Origin of the sequence: Stenotrophomonas sp. HMWF003 (assembly GCF_003061285.1) — a bacterium.
GTDB classification, from domain to species: Bacteria; Pseudomonadota; Gammaproteobacteria; order Xanthomonadales; family Xanthomonadaceae; genus Stenotrophomonas; species Stenotrophomonas maltophilia_AP.
Map to the genome: position 1 here is coordinate 1 of NZ_QAIW01000432.1, position 2103 is coordinate 2103.

Sequence of the window (2103 nt, forward strand, 5' to 3'; positions counted from 1 at the left end):
CAGCGTGGCCAACAGCAACGGCAGCACGTAGTAGGTGACCCGGTAGATCAGCGCGGCGGCCAGCACGGCGGCCGGTGCCACCTGCGGCAACAGCTTGAGCAGGCTCCACTCGAACACGCCCAGCCCGGCCGGCACGCTGGAGATCAGCCCGGCCAGCACCGCCACCAGGTACAGGCCTACAAAGCCGGGCAGGCCGGTCGGGGTGTCCATCGGCAGCAGCACGTAGAACGCGGCGCTGGCGAGCACCAGTTCGACCACGCTCAGGGCGGTGACCCAGAGCATGGTGCGCCGGTCGGGCAGCCACAGGGCGTGGCCGCGGATGCTGAAACTGCGCCCTTCGCGCCCGACCAGCAGCAGCGTGGCGACATAGCCGAGCAGGCCGACGATGCCGGCCACGCGCACCGCCTGCACCGATACGGGCAGCGCCAGCGCCGCTGCGCCGGGTTCGAGCACGAAGGCCAGGGCGAGCAGCAGCCAGGCACCGAACACGAAGCCGAGCGTGCTCATCAGCACCACCTGGCCAATCTCGCCCAGGCTCAGGCCGGCGCCGCCGTAGCCGCGCAGGCGCACGGCGCCGCCGGTGAGGGCGGCAAAGCCCAGGGTCTGGCCCAGCGTGTGGGCCAGGAACGCGGTGATGCCCACGCGCGCCGGATGCAGGCGCTTGCCACTGCGGCGCAGGCCGATCGCATCGAAGCCGATCAGGCAGGCGTAGCTGGCCAGGCCCAGCACAACGGTCAGCGCGATCTGCCCTGCGCCGAGATGTCGGAAGGCTTCGCGGATGGCACGGTAGCCGTGTTCGTCGAATTCGCTGGCCAGCCCGCGCAGGGCCAGGGCCAGGATCGCCAGGCTGAAGATGACGGTGGCGGCACGGCGCCAGGCAAGGCGGGCCGGTGCGGGAGCAGGGGTTGTTTCGGTCATCGGTGAAGCGTGCTCCGGGGCGGGCGATGAAAGAGTCAAGACAGGCGGCACGGTGGTGCGCGCGCATCGTGCGCCGGATGTGCACGCTTGCCAAGGGTGTGCGCTGTGCCTGCCGTGGCGGCAATGATCCAGGGCAAGGACAGGCTCACGCCGCATCGGTGACAATGGCCCATCACCCAGAGGAGCCATCGCCATGTTGGAACGTTTCGACGTCGGTCCGCGCATGTCTGAAATGACCGTGCACAACAAGGTTGCCTATCTGTCCGGGCAGATCCCGGAAGACACCAGCCAGGACATCACCGGGCAGACCCGGCAGGTGCTGGAAGAGATCGACAAGCTGCTGGCGCTGGTGGCCAGCGACAAGCAGCACGTGCTGCGCGCGGAAGTGTTCCTGGCCGACATCAACGACTTCGCCGGCATGAACGCCGCGTGGGATGAGTGGGTGGTGGCGGGCATGACCCCGGCGCGCGCGACGGTGGAAGCCAAGCTGGCCGACCCGAGCTGGAAGGTGGAGATTGTGATTACCGCTGCGTTGCCGTAAACAGCAGCCGGGCACGGTGCACGTGGCGCCGGGCTGTTTGCGGTGCACGTAGAGCCGGGCTCTGCCCGGCTGTTCGCGGTGCACGTAGAGCCGGGCTCTGCGCGGCTGATTGTCAGCCATTCAAGGTCTACGGCAGCCGGGCAGAGCCCGGCTCTACGCCGCTGTTTTGTCAGCCATGCAAGGTCTACGGCAGCCGGGCAGAGCCCGGCTCTACGCGATGGGGGCTGGGATCAGTGCGATGCAATCCACCGGGCACGGTGGAATGCACAGTTCGCAGCCGGTGCACAGGTCGGGCAGGACGGTGTGCATGTACTTGGCACCGCCCACGATGGCGTCCACCGGGCAGGCCTGGATGCACTTGGTGCAGCCGATGCAGTCGGCTTCGATGATCAGCGCGACCTGTGCGGGTTTGTGCGCGCCGCGGCTGCGGTCGAACGGCACCGCCGGTACGCCCAGCACATGGGCCAGCGCACGGGCGCCGTCGTCACCGCCCGGCGGGCAGTGGTCGACCCCGGCCTCGCCACGGGCCATGGCCTGCGCATACGGGTGGCAGCCGTCATAGCCGCACTGGCCGCATTGGGTCTGCGGCAACAGGCGGTCGAGGCGTTCGATCAAACTGGCGGTGGTGCTGGGCATGCGTGGCG

General features: G+C 69.0%; 3 protein-coding genes. 1 reads left to right on the forward strand and 2 read right to left on the reverse strand.

Annotation, left to right across the window (positions count from 1 at the left end):
* The coding region (locus DBR34_RS18570; protein WP_146186884.1) for a lysylphosphatidylglycerol synthase domain-containing protein at positions 1-918 on the reverse strand (918 nt) is incomplete at its 3' end.
* A gap of 193 nt (positions 919-1111) precedes the next feature.
* Between DBR34_RS18570 and DBR34_RS18575 the strand changes: the two genes are divergently transcribed.
* Positions 1112-1459: a RidA family protein gene (locus tag DBR34_RS18575; RefSeq protein ID WP_038687069.1), complete on the forward strand. Its 348-nt coding sequence runs from the start codon at positions 1112-1114 to the stop codon at positions 1457-1459.
* 210 nt (positions 1460-1669) lie between these two features.
* Here the strand turns inward: DBR34_RS18575 and rnfB are convergent, their stop codons facing one another.
* Entirely contained in the window at positions 1670-2095 is a 426-nt protein-coding gene (gene rnfB / locus DBR34_RS18580) for an Rnf electron transport complex subunit RnfB (protein ID WP_128097875.1), read from the reverse strand.
* Positions 2096-2103 lie beyond the last annotated feature (8 nt).

Coding starts and splice junctions, on each gene's coding strand:
- rnfB (WP_128097875.1), bottom strand. CDS start 2,095: ATGCCCAGCACCACCGCCAGTTTGATCGAACGCCTCGACCGCCTGTTG.
- DBR34_RS18575 (WP_038687069.1), top strand. CDS start 1,112: ATGTTGGAACGTTTCGACGTCGGTCCGCGCATGTCTGAAATGACCGTG.